We start from the raw sequence: 14,674 nt of genomic DNA, 5'->3' as shown, positions 1-14,674 counted from the left end.
GTCACCCCACATTGGATATGGGGTGATCTTAGAGCTGGTTGATCGGAATCTTCAGGTAAGTCACGCCATTGCCCTCGGCCGGCGGCAAGTGTCCCGCTCGCACATTCACTTGGATCGTCGGCAACAGCAGCGTCGGCATCCCCAGGGTCTTGTCGCGCTGGGTCCGCATGGCCACGAACTCGGCTTCATCAATGCCATCGCGCACATGGATATTGCGCTGGCGCTGCTCACCCACCGTACTCATACACTGGGGCTCGCGTCCCTCCGGCGGATAGTCGTGGCACACGTACAGCCGCACGCCGGCAGGGAACGCCAGCAGCTTGCGGATCGAGGCGTAGAGCTGGTGGGCATTGCCGCCGGGGAAGTCACAGCGAGCGGTGCCCACGTCGGGCATGAACAGCGTGTCGCCCACCAGAATCACATCGCCATCGATCAAGTAGGCCATGTCCGCCGGGGTGTGGCCAGGCATGTGCAGTGCGGTGGCCTTGAGGTTGCCGATCAGGAAGGACTCGTCGGCCGCGAACAGATGGTCGAATTGCGAACCGTCGATGGCGAATTGCGGCTCCAGGTTGAACAGGGTCTTGAATACGTTCTGCACCTGGCCGATGGATTCGCCGATGGCGATTTTGCCGCCCAGTTCCCGGCGCAGGTAAGGCGCGGCGGAGAGATGATCGGCATGGGCGTGGGTTTCCAGCAGCCATTGCACCGTCAGTTGATGTTCGCGCACAAAAGCGATCACTCGATCCGCCTGTGCGGTGCCGCTGCGGCCCGAGGCCGGGTCGTAGTCGAGCACCGGGTCGACCACCGCGCATTGCCCGCCATCATGCTCATAAACCACGTAGGTGTAGGTCTTTGAAGCGGGATCGAGAAAGCTTTGAATCTGCGCGGGCATGACGGCGGACCTGTACGGGAAGAAGCGGTTGCTACGCTTGGGGTTTACAACATATGGTCCGCAGCTTAGTGAGGGCCAAGGCGTCCTGCAAATGCGATCGCACCTGCCAACAGGTGTGCGCGGCTTGAGAGAACCTGAATGTTACTGGCGAGTTTTTTTGGCGTGGTCATGGGCCTGGTCCTTGGCCTGACGGGCGCGGGCGGCGGGATTCTGGCCGTCGCCGGCGTTGGTGTTGGGCCTGGGCTGGAGCATGACCCAGGCTGCTCCGGTGGCTTTGTTCGCGGTGGGCAGCGCGGCGGCGGTCGGCGCCATCGATGGGCTGCGCCATGGCCTGGTGCGTTATCGGGCGGCTTTATTGATTGCCTTGCTAGGCGCTGTGTTCTCGCCGGTGGGCATCTATTTTGCCTACCAGCTTCCGGAAAAAATCCTGATGATTCTGTTCAGCCTGCTGATGGTGCTGGTGGCGGCGCGCATGCTGCGTCGGGAAACCGCGCAGCCCGGTCCCAGCGATCATGGTGCCGCCAGTTGGGGCCAGAAGAATTGTATGCTCGATCGCCAGACTGGTCGCTTGGCCTGGACCGCTCGCTGCACCGCCACGCTGTCGGCATTGGGCGCGGTGACGGGCATGGTTTCGGGCTTGCTGGGCGTGGGCGGGGGGTTCCTGATCGTGCCGGCGTTCAAGCAACTCACCGACGTGCAGATGCGCGGGATCGTCGCCACTTCCTTGATGGTCATCAGCCTGATTTCGTTGATTGGCGTGGTCGGCGCGTTTCATGCCGGGGTGAGCATCGACCGGGTAGGGGTGGCGTTCATTGCGGCGAGCATCGTCGGGATGATCCTGGGGCGACGCTTTTCCGCAAAGGTGCTCGGCGCGAGCGTTGCAGGTGGGGTTTGCCGGGGTGTGCCTGGGGGTGGCGGTGTTCATGCTGGTGCGGGCGTAGCGATCTGGTCAGAGCTTTTGTGGCGAGGGGGATCTATCCCCGCTCGGCTGCGAAGCAGACGCCAGGCTTGATAATGGATGGGCCTGCTTCGCAGGCCAGCGGGGATAAATCCCCTCGCCACAAGGGATCGTGTGCCACCTAGAGCGCTCGACACTGCATCGAAAACCCCAACGCCATCGACTGCCCTTGCTCCAGCAAACGCAACCCCGGCCGTCCTGGCAGGTGATGGGCATTGACCGGGTGGCTGACCGGTTCGATGCAGAAGAAGTCCAGGCCCACGGGGCAGTACAGCAAGAAGTAATCGCTGCCACTGGCGCGGCATTCCAGTTCGTAGCCCAAGTCAGGCTGCTGCATCAGGCACTGGCCATCCCAGCCACCGAAGCCGTTGTCGACGAGGGTGTCCGGCAACAGTCGCGCGTGTTGGAAATCCCAGTCCGAGGGAACGTCCTTCAGCTCCGTCGGTAGTTTCGAGGCGTCGCACATCCAGACCTCGCTCGCGCGGGTTTGCAGGCGCGTACCGGCAGTGCGCGGAAAATACGGATGCAGCCCCAACCCATGCCAGGCAGCCTGTTCGGCCATGTGTGTGACGTGCAATGCCATCTGCAATTGGCCGCCGCTCAACCGGATCCGCAGGCTGGCGCAATAGGCGAACGGGGTTTGGCTGTCGAGTTGCAGCAAGACTTCCTGGGCACTCTGTTCGGCCACTTGCCACGGTTGCTGCCAGGCGCTGCCATGGATTGGAAACGGATCGTTGGGGCTGTTGGCTTCCAGGGCGAGCCAGCCGTCCGGGCAATCGAAACCGCCTTGGGCGATGCGGTTCGACCAGGGGATCAGCGGGAAGCAACCGAGTTTGCCCGGCAAACCGTTTTCTACAGCGTTCGGCGCGGGCGGGCGCAACAAGGGGGCGCCGTTGCTGCGCAAGGTCCATTCAACGAGGCTGGCGCCCAGGTGCGGGGCCAGGGTGAGGCGGGTCAGTTCGTCTTCGAGGTGGAGGAGAGGTGGTGTCATGGCGGCGTCTGATAGGTTGGCAAAGCTGGAGGGGAATACGCCCAAGTGTGGCGAGGGGATTTATCCCCGCTGGGCTGCGAAGCAGCCCTAAAGGCTCCAATCTCGGTGTATCAGACAAATCGAGATGGCTGGTTTTGGGGCCGCTGCGCAGCCCAGCGGGGATAAATCCCCTCGCCACAAGGGGACCTATTGTTTTCTGTTACAACACCAAATGCGGCAGCCACAGCGAAATGGCAGGCACGTAGGTCACCAGCAGCAGGACCACGAACAGCATGGCGTAGAACGGCAGCAGGGCCTTGACGGTGCTTTCGATGCTGACCTTGCCGATGGCGGAACCGACGAACAGCACCGCGCCCACCGGAGGCGTGATCAGGCCGATACCCAGGTTCACCAGCATGATCATGCCGAACTGCACTGGGTCCACACCGATACCGACGATGACTGGCATCAGGATCGGCGTGAGGATCAGGATCAGCGGCGCCATGTCCATCACGGTGCCCAGCAGCAGCAACATGACGTTGATGCACATCAGGATCACGTAGCGGTTGTCCGACAGCGTCAGGAATGCAGTGGTGATCTTCGCCGGGATTTCCATCAGCGTCATGATGTAGCCGAAGCTGGCGGCGAAGCCGATCAGGATCATCACGATGGAGATGGTGCGCACCGTGCGGTGCATCAGTTTCGGCAACTCACTCCATTTGTAGTCGCGATAGATGCACATGGTCACGAAGAACGCCCACACCACGGCAATCGCGGCCGATTCGGTGGCGGTAAACACACCCGAGAGGATGCCGCCCAGGATGATGAACAAGGTCATCATGCCCCACATGGCTTCCTTGCAGATCTTCAGCGCTTCCTTGAGCGGAATCACTTCGCCCTTGGGGTAATTGCGCTTTTTCGCGAAGACCAGGCACAGCGCCATCAGGCAGAGGTTCATCATGACGCCGGGGACGATGCCGGCCATGAACAGCGAACCAATGGAGACGGTGCCGCCGGCAGCGAGCGAGTACAGCACGGCGTTATGGCTTGGCGGCGTCAGCAGCGCTTGTACCGAACCACTGACGGTGACGGCGGTGGCGTAATCACGCGGGTAACCGCGACGTGTCATTTCCGGAATCAGCACCGAACCGACCGAGGCAGTGTCGGCCACCGAGGAACCGGAGATCGCGCCGAAGAAACTCGACGCCACGAGGTTGACCAAGGACAGGCCACCACGGACGAAACCGACCAGCACGCTGGCGAAGGCTACCAGCCGGCGGGACATGCCGCCCTCGGCCATGATCGCGCCGGCCAGGACGAAGAACGGAATGGCCAGCAGAGAGAATTTGTTCACCCCGCCCGCCACCTGGATCATCATTGCCTGGAACGGGATATCGATCCACCACGCCCCGATCAAGGCGGCGGCGCCCAATGCGTAGGCGACCGGCATGCCGATCAGGATCAACAGCAAAAAACTGCCCAGCAGAATCAGAGCGTCCATTAAGCGGCACCTTCGTTTTCTTCAACCAGGTCGAACTGCACGACCCGACGCTGGCTTTGATCACCCAGCAAGAGTTTTTCCAAGACAAAAATCAGCGTCAGGAAGCCACCGACCGGGATCGGCATGTACGTGATGCCGACGCGCAGGGTAGGGATGGCGCTTATGAATTGGTTCCAGGTGGTCATGCACAGCTTGGCCCCCCAGACGGTCATGAATATGCACACCGCCGCCATCAATAACTGGGTGATAATCGACGCCGCGGTTCGCCATTCAGATGGCAAACGGCTGGTGACCATGTCCACGGCCATGTGCGATCCGGAACGGTAGCTGGAGGCAGCACCGATGAAGGTAAACACCATCATCAGCAGGATGGCGGTGGGCTCCGGCCAGCTGGCGCCCGAGCCCAATACGTAGCGGGCAAACACACCCCAGGGAATCATCAGGGAAACTGCCAGGACAGACAGGCCGGCGACCCAGATGCAAGTCATGTAAATCGTGTCGTTGATACGCAGCAGCAAATTCTTCATCGGGTTCCACCGTAACTGGGCGCGCCTTCAACCGCAGGCGCGCCCAGCCGTTTCATGAGTACAGATTGAGAGGCCTTACTGGACAGCTTCGATGCGCTTGATCAGGTCGGCGTACGGCGCACCGTATTTGGCCCGAACTGGCGCGGTGGCGTCGTAGAAGGGCTTCTTGTCGACCGTGATGAACTCGACGCCGGCAGCCTTGAGTTTTTCTTCACTGGCGGCGGACTTCTTGTCCCACAGATCCCGTTCTTCAGCCTGGGCCGCCTTGGCGGCTTTTTTCACCATGTCCTGCTGTTCCGGCGTGAGCTTGTTCCAAGTGATTTTCGACATCACGATCGGCTCGGGCAGGATCAGGTGGCCGGTCAGGCTGTAGTACTTGGCGTTCTGGTAGTGGTTGTGTTCGAGCAGGGTCGGCGGGTTGTTTTCCGCGCCGTCGATCACGCCGGTCTGCAGGGCGCTGAAGATTTCGCCGGTGTCCATGGCGATGCCGTTGGCGCCCATGGCGTTCATCATCTCGATGAACATCGGGTTGCCTTGGACACGGATTTTCATGCCCTTCAGATCTTCGAGCTTGCGCACGGGATTCTTGGTATAGATGTTGCGCGTACCACCGTCCATCCACGCCAGGGCCACCAGGCCGAACTCCGAGTTGGTGATCCGGTCGAGGATCGCATCGCCGACTTCACCGTCGATGACAGCGCGCATGTGCGCCTGGTCGCGGAAGATGAATGGCATGTTGAACACGTTCACGTCAGGCACCACAGGGCCGACGATGCCCAGGCTGACGCGGGACATCTGGATCGCGCCAGCTTGCATCTGCTCGATGACTTCTTTTTCAGAACCCAGTACGCCGCCCGGGAAGTACTTGAACTTCAGTTCGCCCTTGCTCTCTGCTTCGAGAGCTTTACCCATGGATTCCTCCGCGACTACGGTTGGGTAGCCCTTGGGGTGGATGTCGGCGATCTTGATATCGAGGGCGTGAGCCGCCTGGGCCAGGAAGGCCAGGGGCAGGGCTGCGATCAGAAGCGTGCGTTTGAAATTCATGGTCAATCTCCAGTGTTGTTGTTTTTTTATTGGCTCATCCAGTAAAGCGGTGCAGCAGATCAGTTCGCGGAGTGTTTCCGTCCTCCGAAAGCAGGTTCGGCCAGGCCCTTGACGCCGGGGTTCAGCGCGAACACGCCACCGGCCAGGGATTGCGGATCGTTGTCGTCACCCGGACGAATCGAGGTCACGAAAAGGGTGTCCAGCTGGCTGCCGCCAAAGGCGCACATGGTCGGTTTTTTCACCGGTACTTCCAGGGAGCGGTCGAGACGTCCGTCCGGGGTGAAACGGTGAATCAGCCCGGCGTCGTTGGCGCAGATCCAATAGCAACCGTCGGCGTCCACCGCCGCGCCGTCCGGGCGACCGGCCAGGGGCATCATGTCGACGAACAGCCGCCGGTTGGACGGGGTGCCGCTGTCGATGTCGTAGTCGAAGGCCCAGATCTGCTGGATCAACGGGTGCGAATCAGAGAGGTACATCGTCCGTCCGTCCGGGCTGAAGCCCAGGCCGTTGGGCACGATGAAACCGCTCAGTTGCGCCTCGACCGGGCTGCGTTGCCCGGCTTCATGACGGTACATCCGGCCTTCGTCGGCGTTGGCGCCCATGTTCAGCACCATGCTGCCGGCCCAGAAACGGCCCTGGCGATCGCAGCGGCCATCGTTGAGGCGCATGTCGGCGCGGCTGTGTTCGACGCTGGCGCAGAGTTCACTGTCCAGGCTGCCGTCGTCATGGGGGTGCAGGCGGAAGAAACCGCTCTCCATGCCCGCGACCCAACCGCCGTCCTGGTGACGGGCGATACAGGCGAGCATTTCGGGCGCTTCCCAGCCCTGGATTTTCCCGCTGCTGGCATTCCAGCGTTGCAGGCCGCCGCTGGGGATGTTCACCCAATACAGGGCGTTTTCCTCGGGGACCCACACCGGGCTTTCCCCGACGGCGTTGCGTGCATCGACAATCAATTCGGCTTGCATGGCGATTCCTTGGTTGGTTCGTATCCCATGAACAACAGGCGAATCAGTCGTCGAACGGGCCGGCCGCCACAAAGGCGCCACCCTGGTAGATCATGGCCGGGTCATCGGCGGCCGGCATTGGCTGCGCCTCGACCTTGGCGCGGAAGATTTCCGACGTGTCCTTGGGCTTGTAGCCCAGGTGCGCGGCGTGGCTGTTGTCCCACCAGACATCACGGTTGGCGGAGACGCCGTAGACGATGGTGTGGCCGACTTTCGGGGTGTAGAGCGAGCATTCGATCAGTTGAGTGAGATCGTCGAAGCTCAGCCAGGTGCTCATCATCCGGCGGTTCTGCGGTTCAGGGAACGACGAACCGATGCGGATGCTCACGGTCTCGATGCCGTAGCGATCGAAATAGAAATTGGCGACGTCTTCGCCGTAGGACTTGGACAGGCCGTAGTTGCCATCCGGACGACGAAGGCAATGGGCGTCGAGGGTTTCGTCCTGTTTGTAGAAACCGATGACGTGGTTGGAGCTGGCGAAGATCACGCGTTTGACGCCGTGCTTGCGCGCGGCTTCGTAGATGTGGAACACGCCGCTGATGTTGGGCCCGAGAATTTCTTCGAATGGACGTTCAACCGATACCCCGCCGAAATGCAGGATGGCATCGACACCTTCCACCAGTTGATGCACGGCCTGCTTATCAGCCAGGTCGCACGGCACCACTTCCTCGCTTTCGTCGATGGCCGGCGCCATGTTCGCGATGTCCGACAGGCGAATGTGACGGGCATAAGGCTTGAGGCGTTCGCGCAAGACTTTGCCAAGGCCGCCGAGCGGCGCCGGTCAAGAGCAGGCGATTGAAGGGGTGGCGAATCTGTGTCGTGGTCATGGCATTACCTGAGCAAACAGTGAGAGGTACAGTTGTTATAAGTTGTCGTACGACCGAGAGGGAATATCCTTATCCTTCCGCTACCTTGTCAACGTTTGATCGACGAACCGCTCTAGGTCGGCATCCTTGCCGGGCTCGCCATGGCGCTGGCAGGCGCACATGGCAAGGGTTCCATGGGGTGTTACAGGAGCGAGATCGGATAGCTGATGAAGATGCGGTTCTCGTCGAATTCGTTGGTGCTGAAGTCGCGACGAATCGATGCGTTACGCCATTTCACGTTGAGACTTTTCAACGCACCGCTCTGCACGGTGTAGGCCAGTTCGGTTTCACGGCCCCATTCCTTGCCGTCATCGACGGTGGCGGTGTGCACGTTGTCACCGCTGATGTAGCGGTTCATCAGGGTCAGGCCCGGCACGCCGACAGCAGCGAAGTTGAAGTCATGGCGCACTTGCCAGGATTTTTCCTTGGCGTTGTCGTAGCTGGAGTTGTAGCTATCGTTCGCCAGGGTGCCGCCGCTGGTGCCGTTGACGCGCATCCAGGCATCATCGCCGCCGACTTTCTGCAGGCCGACGTAGAAGGTGTTGCCGCCGTATTTGGCGGAAAGCATGGCGAACGCGGTTTTGTTGTCGAGGTCGCCGGCCAGCGCGCTGCCGTCTTCCTTGCCGGTGAAGTAACCAAGGTTGGCGCCCAGGGTCCAGTCGCCGATCGGCTGGCTGTGGGTCAGGTTGAAATACTGCTGCTGGTAGATGTCGGACAGTTCCGCGTACCAGACGCCGACCTGGGTGCGTTTTTCGTTGAAGGCGTATTCACCGCCGCCGAAGTTGAAACGGTCGGAGGTGAAGGCACCACGGCCGTTCATCGACATGTCTTCCATGCTCGCGTCGTTGCGCGGGCTGTTGGCCCGGAACTGGCCGCCGTAGAGGCTCAGGCCGTTGATTTCGGTCGAAGTGACCTGGCCGCCACGGAAAGTCTGGGGCAGGGAACGACCGTCGTCGGAGCGCAGGATCGGCAGCACCGGCATCCACTCGCCGACCTTCAGTTCGGTCTTCGAGACCTTGGCCTTCAGGGCGACGCCCAGGCGACCGAAGTCATCGGCGGGGCGGCCATCGTCGTGCACCGGCAACAACTGGGTGCCCGTCGTGCCTCGACCACCGTCGAGCTTGATCGAGTAGGTCCCCAGCACGTCCACGCCGAAACCGACCACGCCTTGGGTGAAGCCGGACTTCGCGTCGAGGATGAAGCTCTGGGTCCATTCTTCGGCTTTGCCTTGGGCGGCGTTGTCGTTGGTGAAGTTGCGGTTGAAGTAGGCGTTGCGCAGGTTCAGCGTGGCCTTGGCATCATCGACGAAGCCTGCGGCACTGGCCGTCAACGGCAGGAATGCCGCCAGGCTGGTGCAGCCGAGCAAGGTCAATACAGGTGTGGAACGGAGAAGGGTACGGCGGCTGGAACGGGTATTGGACGGAAAACGGGCACGTGTGCTCACTCTGGCGCTCCTACTTTTTGTTGTTTTTATTTGTCATACGTCGTCGTACAACATGCCGGAGATTATTTGTTGGTCGCTGTCCGTTGTCAACTGGCCATTATCGGAATTATCCAAGTCGAGAGTGCTTCAAAATGAGGCGTATCAAAGGTTATCGGTCTGCGGAATCCAGACCGGAGGCCGTTGCGCCGCGCCATTCGCGTGTTGGCAAATGGCGGGGCGCAGGGCTAGGTTGTGCGATGACCGGTCTAAGACATTAGTCGAATGGTTGGGATGGACAATGTCCTTCGTGGCGAGGGAGCTTGCTCCCGCTGGATTTTGTAGGAACTATGCAGCCGAGCGGGAGCAAGCTCCCTGGCCACGAATCCCCTCGGTGTTCTTTCTATAGTAGGCGGATGCTAGTCTTGGCCAACGCTGTTGCCAGGGAGCCCTCATGGGCAATCACAAGATCGAGATTCGTCGCAGTAACGTCGAAAAAATTCTGTTGGCCGCCGAGAAGGTCTTCGCCGAAAAGGGCTTCGGCAGTACCGCCATGGCGGACATCGCCGCTGAAGCGCAATTGCCACGGTCCAATCTGCACTACTACTTCAGCACCAAGAACGAGTTGTACAGCGCCGTGCTGTTCGACCTGCTGGACGTCTGGAAGCAGGACGCCTTGTGCTTCGAGATGTTCGACGACCCACGTGTCGTGCTCAGCAGCTATATCCGCGCCAAGATGAACCACTCCCGCAGCCGGCCCCATGGCTCGAAGATCTGGGCCAACGAAGTGATCCACGGTGCGCCGGCCCTGGGGCAAGCGCTGGATGCGAGCCTCTACGACTGGGCCAAGATGAAGGAAGCGAAGATCCGCCAGTGGGTGGAAGACAAACGCATCCTGCCGGTGGAACCGTCCAGCCTGCTTTACATGATCTGGGCCTCGACCCAGCACTACGCCGACTTCGACCATCAGATCAACATCCTCAACGACCACCAGCCGCTGTCCGACATGCAATTCGAACGGGCGGTGCAGACGGTCACCAGCGTGATCTTGCGGGGGATAGGGTTGCAGCCTTGAGGGCTTTGTCATTGACTGTCGAGCGGGGTCAACCTCAACCACGGAGGCTCTCGATATGGACCTGGCCGAGCAATACCGCAACTACATCGCCTGCCTGAACGCTCGTCGCTGGCAGGACCTGGGCAGCTTCGTCGACGACAACGTGCAATACAACGGCAAACCGGTGGGGCTGGCAGGCTATCGGGCGATGCTGGAAAACGATGTGAGCACCATCACCGACTTGCGTTTCAATATCGATTTGTTGGTCGTCGAACCGCCGAATGTCGCGAGTCGCTTGCTGTTCGATTGCTCGCCCCGAGGACGATTCCTGGGACTGGAGACCCACGGCCGGCGGATTCGATTTTTCGAGAACGTGTTTTATACCTTCGAGGGCGGAAAAATCGTTCGGGTGTGGTCGGTGATCGACAAGGCAGCGGTGGAGGCTGCGCTGCAACGCGAAGGCCCTTGCGAAGAAGGGCCTTGAGCGAAAACCGTTTGGGAGCGAGCCTGCTCGCGAAGGCGGTGTGGCCATCAGCGAATGTGTAAATGGTTCGGTTGCTTTCGCGAGCAGGCTCGCTCCCATAGTGATGGCTTCAGCTATCGAGCTTTTATTCCTTGAGGAACGTCAGCAGGTCCTGGTTGAGGCGATCCTTGTGCGTCTCGGTCAGGCCGTGCGGCGCGCCAGGGTAGACGATCAATCGAGCGCCCTTGATCAAGGCTGCCGAGGCCCGGCCCGCGGCGTCGATGGGCACGATCTGGTCGTCGTCGCCGTGAATCACCAGCGTCGGCACGTCGAACTTCTTCAGGTCGCCGCGGAAGTCGGTCGCCGAGAACGCCGCGATCGAGTCATAGGTGTTCTTGGCGCCGCCCTGCATGCCTTGCGCCCAGAACGACTGGATCAAGCCCTGGGACGGCTTGGCGCCCTTGCGGTTGTAGCCGTAGAACGGGCCGGAGGCGATGTCCAGGTACAGTTGCGAACGGTTTTCCTCAGAGGCTTTGCGCAATCCGTCGAACACCGCAATCGGCAAGCCGCCAGGGTTGGTGTCGGTCTTGAGCATCAACGGCGGGACCGAGGACACCAGCACGGCTTTCTTGACCCGGCTGGTGCCGTGGCGACCGATATAGCGAGCCACTTCGCCGCCCCCTGTCGAGAAACCGACCAAGGTCACGTCCTTCAGGTCCAGCGCCTCGATGACCGCCGCCAGGTCGTCGGCGTAGTGATCCATGTCGTTGCCTTCCCACGGCTGGCTGGAACGGCCATGACCGCGACGGTCGTGGGCAATGACGCGATAGCCCTTGGCGGCGAGGAACATCATCTGTCCTTCCCAGCTGTCGGAGTCCAGCGGCCAGCCGTGGCTGAAGGTGACGACCTGACCGTTGCGCGGGCCCCAATCCTTGTAATAGAGCTGCACGCCATCCTTGGTGGTGATGTAGCTGGCGGACTGCACAACGCTGCCGACCGCGGTGGCGCTGGCGCCGGCCTGGACGGGGGTAGCGGCTTCTGCGCCGAGGGTGGCCAAGGCCAGGATGGCGACAGCGAAGGTGCGGTTGAATGTGTTCATCGTTTCTCTCTCCATAAGGGACGGTTTGATCTGTCGGGATCGTTGTCGATCGCGTTGGTGGGCAGATTAGAGAGAGCGAAGCGCAACGAGAACGGCGCTGGCATCGATAACAACTATAGGGATATCGGATACCAGCGTTTTTGATCGTGGCGAAGCTTGCCCCCGTTCGGCCCTGTAGGAGCTGGCGAAGCCTGCGATCTTTGTAGATCTTTCGCTTGAGCAATCAACCAAACGACGGCATAGGCCCCAGCGAGTTGAGGATCCAGGTGACCGCAGCGACGGCAACGAGCACCGCTGCCAGCAAACCGATGAACAGCCACTTGACGACTTTCAGCCACTTCGGCGGACCGGCGCTCGGGGCGAAGGTTTCCACCGCGTGACTCATGGCTTCGGCGCAAAAGGGGCACTCGCCGTTGTCCTCGAGAATCAGGGTGCCGCAGTGATCACAATTCTTCATGTCGTACCAAGGCTCGGAAACGTTTGTCCAGCGGCGAACCGTCGCCGCACCTGATGCTCAGTATTTATAGACGATGCCCAGCCTGCCCATGATTTCCATGGCATTGACCAGGCCCAAGCCGTTCATGGGCAGGCAGGCAAACGCCTGGCACTCGTCGAAATGCGTGCCGATGGCCAGCAGCTTCAAATCGTGGGTTTCCAGTCGCGCATTGAAATACTGCAGCAGCGCCCGTTCCCAATCGTTGGCGCGATTGACCGCGTCCACGGTTTTGCTGTCAGGCGTGGGGACTTTGATGCCCAGTTCCCGCAGCGGGGCGAGGGCATTGATGGCGTGGACGCCTGACAGCGCCCACTCCTTCCATTCGAACTCAGCCAACCGATGGGCGTCGGCCAGTGCCGATCGCAGTTGCGTCCAGGCCCAGTCCCACTGACCGTTGGGGGCGGGCATGTTTTCGATCAGCGCTTGGGCAAGCGCCTCGTCGAACAGGCAATCGAACAGGTCTGCCAGCGTGTCGGCCGGATCCGGTCCAGGCCCCTGATCCTGGGTGTCCAGGTCATGGCTCAAACGCTGCCAAAGACTGGCCAGTTCCGTCCAGTCGTCTTCATCCATGTCGTCATCGATCACCTGCGCCTTATGGCCGCGGTGGTAGTTGTCCAGCCGCGTCTTGTGAACCTGGACAGCGCCCTCGGCGACGCTCACTTCGTAGCTGCTGTGGTCCAGGTAGCTGGTCTGGAAGACGATGCGGTCAGCAAAGAGGTCATGCACGAGGCTTTCCTCGGCATCGAAATAAGCCGCGCCTTCGAGCGTGCCGTGGGCGGTGATGATGCGTTGCAGCGGCAGGGGATCGATGGCGTTCAGGGGCATTTATTTCACGCTCTGTACATGCATGTCGATGGAAGTCCCGTCGTGCTTGTCGGTACTGGCGTGGTAGAAGAACCCGTAGTCGACCAAATAGTAATAATGATTGGCGGGAAGGAGTCTTTTACTCGGAAGCTGTTCCTGGCAACTCATGGCCTTGGCCTGGCCGCTCAGGGCCGGGTTCAGTTGCTTGGCCGGCAATTCGCGGTCGATGCGACAGTCGAAGACTCTCGGCTCCGTACCCAAAGTACCGATGAGGCTGCTGGTGTTACTGCCTTGTCGGGTGTAACCCAGTTCGCTGCCGACCGGCATGTGTCGCCAATCGCCACGAAAGCTCAAGCTGTCGATGACCACGGTATTTCTCGACATCGTGGCCTGTTCCACGCCGGAAAGCATCAACAGGCCACGCCAGGTGATCTTGCGACCGTTGAGGTGTTCGCTTTTGTGAATGAAGCGCAACTGACGGGTGTCCGGGTCAGTGGACAGAAAGTATTCGGTACGTTCCGGCCTGCTTTCCTTGGGGAAGTTGACGGTGCCGGCCAGTTCCACGTAGGTCAGCGTCTTGATCGGCGCGGGCATGTCGAGTTGCTCGATGGTTTTCAAGACGTCCGGGTTGATGACCGGGTTACCATCGGCCCTCATCGGTACGGTGCGGAACTTGAACGTCGGCGTATTGACAGGTTTTGTCTGCGTTTGTTGGCTGGCGCAAGCGGCCAATGCCAGGAAGGTGATACCAAGGATAAGACGTTGCACGGGTGACTCCGATAAGTCCATTTTGAGGGAGGCTGGCAGGTCGTTGACGATCTATCGCAGGCGAGTTACTGCTCAGTGGAAACGGTCAAGTCCGGATCGGCTTCAGCCGCCATCTTCAATCGATCCGCTTTGCTGATGTACTTGTCCTTGCTCTTGGGGGCCAGTTTGGCGCTGGCCTTCTTTGCGTTGGCCTTGAGCAGCTGGTTGATTTTTTTGCGGCGGTTCATGTCGTTCCACTTGGGTTTGAGAGGCAGACGCGATTTAACGCTCGGTTGCCGGCATTTTCAAGAAACGCTGTTCATGATCCGCATTCGGCAGCAGGCAAACGTCGTATTTGCCAAACAGTCGATAACGATTCAGCGCAATGTGATCGTAGACCCAGTCTCGAAGTGCGCGCGGCAAGAGGCGCAATACATTCACCGCGTGCCAGCGACCGGGCAATTGCGAAACCACTTCGAAAAACGCGTCCGAGCGCTCCCACAGTTGCTGGTCGCGGATCACCGCCATGGTATCGAACTGGTCCACTGGCAAACCCGCCCATGCGAGCAAGGCCTGGCCTTCAGGCGATTGCACCGCCGCCAGCCGCACCCGTCGCTGCCGATCATGGCGTATCAGGAACTTCGCCCAGCCGTTGCAAAGCTTGCACACGCCGTCGAACAGGACCACCGTTTCGCCTGGCTTGAGCAGCGGCGCGGGGGAAGGTCGGGTTCTTGAGGCTGGCATACGAGTGGTCCTGGGACTTGGTTAGGTTGGGATCATACAGACTGTCAGGGTGTGTTTGCCTTCTGAAGGCTACCGCCGTGGGCAA

Annotated in this window: 15 protein-coding genes and 2 pseudogenes; 3 read left to right on the top strand and 14 right to left on the bottom strand. The window is 60.5% G+C overall.

Features of this window, described 5'->3' with window-relative positions:
• Nucleotides 1-28: 28 nt before the first annotated feature.
• Nucleotides 29-892: an MBL fold metallo-hydrolase gene (locus tag AB4N42_RS21005; RefSeq protein ID WP_460115263.1), complete on the bottom strand. Its 864-nt coding sequence runs from the start codon at nt 890-892 to the stop codon at nt 29-31.
• A gap of 138 nt (nt 893-1,030) precedes the next feature.
• On the opposite strand from AB4N42_RS21005, the pseudogene AB4N42_RS21000 reads away from it, so the two are divergent.
• Nucleotides 1,031-1,833: pseudogene (locus AB4N42_RS21000) on the top strand (sulfite exporter TauE/SafE family protein).
• A 138-nt stretch (nt 1,834-1,971) separates the two neighbouring features.
• On the opposite strand, the gene AB4N42_RS20995 reads toward AB4N42_RS21000, so the two are convergent.
• The 7 genes and pseudogenes from AB4N42_RS20995 to AB4N42_RS20965 form a co-directional block, all read right to left on the bottom strand.
• Entirely contained in the window at nt 1,972-2,841 is an 870-nt protein-coding gene (locus AB4N42_RS20995) for an aldose 1-epimerase (protein WP_198797980.1), read from the bottom strand.
• A 199-nt stretch (nt 2,842-3,040) separates the two neighbouring features.
• Nucleotides 3,041-4,321, bottom strand: coding sequence for a TRAP transporter large permease (locus AB4N42_RS20990; RefSeq protein ID WP_460115262.1), 1,281 nt, complete (start codon nt 4,319-4,321; stop codon nt 3,041-3,043).
• A complete protein-coding gene (locus AB4N42_RS20985) occupies nt 4,321-4,848 on the bottom strand; it encodes a TRAP transporter small permease (protein WP_334597385.1) in 528 nt (175 codons plus the stop codon). Before AB4N42_RS20985 ends, AB4N42_RS20990 begins: the two co-directional genes overlap by 1 nt.
• Before the next feature lie 75 nt (nt 4,849-4,923).
• The gene (locus AB4N42_RS20980; protein WP_198797977.1) at nt 4,924-5,892 is read right to left on the bottom strand and encodes a TRAP transporter substrate-binding protein; all 969 of its coding nucleotides are present in this window, start codon (nt 5,890-5,892) and stop codon (nt 4,924-4,926) included.
• A gap of 59 nt (nt 5,893-5,951) precedes the next feature.
• On the bottom strand, nt 5,952-6,857 hold the full coding sequence (locus AB4N42_RS20975; protein ID WP_198797976.1) for an SMP-30/gluconolactonase/LRE family protein: 906 nt from the start codon (nt 6,855-6,857) through the stop codon (nt 5,952-5,954).
• A 43-nt stretch (nt 6,858-6,900) separates the two neighbouring features.
• Nucleotides 6,901-7,723 (bottom strand): annotated as a pseudogene (locus AB4N42_RS20970) (NAD-dependent epimerase/dehydratase family protein).
• Between the two features lie 181 nt (nt 7,724-7,904).
• Nucleotides 7,905-9,134: an OprD family porin gene (locus tag AB4N42_RS20965; RefSeq protein WP_407684496.1), complete on the bottom strand. Its 1,230-nt coding sequence runs from the start codon at nt 9,132-9,134 to the stop codon at nt 7,905-7,907.
• Nucleotides 9,135-9,636: 502 nt separating this feature from the next.
• Between AB4N42_RS20965 and AB4N42_RS20960 the strand changes: the two genes are divergently transcribed.
• Nucleotides 9,637-10,257 (top strand): TetR/AcrR family transcriptional regulator, encoded by a 621-nt coding sequence (locus AB4N42_RS20960; RefSeq protein ID WP_460115261.1) that lies wholly within the window; start codon nt 9,637-9,639, stop codon nt 10,255-10,257.
• A gap of 55 nt (nt 10,258-10,312) precedes the next feature.
• Nucleotides 10,313-10,720, top strand: coding sequence for an ester cyclase (locus tag AB4N42_RS20955; protein WP_460115260.1), 408 nt, complete (start codon nt 10,313-10,315; stop codon nt 10,718-10,720).
• Between the two features lie 124 nt (nt 10,721-10,844).
• Here the strand turns inward: AB4N42_RS20955 and AB4N42_RS20950 are convergent, their stop codons facing one another.
• The 6 genes from AB4N42_RS20950 to AB4N42_RS20925 all read right to left on the bottom strand — a co-directional run bounded on the left by AB4N42_RS20950 (nt 10,845) and on the right by AB4N42_RS20925 (nt 14,589).
• The gene (locus tag AB4N42_RS20950) at nt 10,845-11,798 is read right to left on the bottom strand and encodes an alpha/beta fold hydrolase (RefSeq protein WP_030142280.1); all 954 of its coding nucleotides are present in this window, start codon (nt 11,796-11,798) and stop codon (nt 10,845-10,847) included.
• Between the two features lie 223 nt (nt 11,799-12,021).
• Nucleotides 12,022-12,255, bottom strand: coding sequence for a hypothetical protein (locus tag AB4N42_RS20945; protein ID WP_030142279.1), 234 nt, complete (start codon nt 12,253-12,255; stop codon nt 12,022-12,024).
• Nucleotides 12,256-12,312: 57 nt separating this feature from the next.
• Nucleotides 12,313-13,119, bottom strand: a complete 807-nt coding sequence (locus AB4N42_RS20940) for a DUF6630 family protein (RefSeq protein ID WP_258650508.1) — start codon at nt 13,117-13,119, stop codon at nt 12,313-12,315.
• The gene (locus AB4N42_RS20935) at nt 13,120-13,866 is read right to left on the bottom strand and encodes a hypothetical protein (protein ID WP_187293356.1); all 747 of its coding nucleotides are present in this window, start codon (nt 13,864-13,866) and stop codon (nt 13,120-13,122) included.
• A gap of 65 nt (nt 13,867-13,931) precedes the next feature.
• Entirely contained in the window at nt 13,932-14,093 is a 162-nt protein-coding gene (locus AB4N42_RS20930) for a DUF2986 domain-containing protein (protein WP_080628626.1), read from the bottom strand.
• A 34-nt stretch (nt 14,094-14,127) separates the two neighbouring features.
• The gene (locus AB4N42_RS20925) at nt 14,128-14,589 is read right to left on the bottom strand and encodes a thiol-disulfide oxidoreductase DCC family protein (protein ID WP_030142276.1); all 462 of its coding nucleotides are present in this window, start codon (nt 14,587-14,589) and stop codon (nt 14,128-14,130) included.
• Nucleotides 14,590-14,674 lie beyond the last annotated feature (85 nt).

The sequence above is a fragment of the Pseudomonas sp. H2_D02 genome, from assembly GCF_054677635.1.
This window is presented reverse-complemented; position numbering and strand designations above follow the sequence as displayed.